Source organism: Cognatishimia sp. F0-27 (assembly GCF_020667845.1).
In the GTDB taxonomy this organism is placed as follows: Bacteria; Pseudomonadota; Alphaproteobacteria; order Rhodobacterales; family Rhodobacteraceae; genus JAFMPQ01.
This window is the reverse complement of record NZ_JAFMPQ010000109.1, coordinates 1-491: the sequence shown is the minus strand read 5'-3', so window position 1 is coordinate 491 and position 491 is coordinate 1. Positions and strand designations below refer to the sequence as shown.

Sequence of the window (491 nt, the reverse complement as noted above, 5' to 3'; positions counted from 1 at the left end):
CGATCCGGTGCTGCATCTCGATGATATCGTCAAGACCTTCCCCGGCGTGCGGGCGCTGGACGGGGTGTCCTTCTCCGTCATGCCCGGCGAGGTCCTCGCGCTGATGGGCGGGAACGGCGCGGGTAAGTCGACGCTGATGAAAGTGCTCGGCGGGATCTGTCAGCCCGACGGCGGCTCGATCCACGTGGGAAAGGAGAAAGTCACCATGTCCGGCCTTGCCAAGCCCGCCGGGGTCCTCACGGGAAAGATCACCATGTCCGGCCTTGCAATGCCTGCCGTGATCCGCATGGAAAAGGTCACCCGGTCTGGCCTTGCCATGCTCGCCGGGGTCCACGAGAGAACCGACACCGGGGCAGACCCTGCCATGCTCGCCCCCGTCCAGAAGGAGATGACCCCATGACCGATCCGGTGCTGCATCTCGATGATATCGTCAAGACCTTCCCCGGCGTGCGGGCGCTGGACGGGGTGTCCTTCTCCGTCATGCCCGGCGA

General features: G+C 65.4%; 1 pseudogene. It reads left to right on the top strand.

What is annotated here, in order from left to right:
• Positions 1 to 7: 7 nt before the first annotated feature.
• Positions 8 to 238 (top strand): annotated as a pseudogene (locus tag J1C49_RS21550) (ATP-binding cassette domain-containing protein); the annotation flags it as partial.
• Positions 239 to 491: the final 253 nt, after the last annotated feature.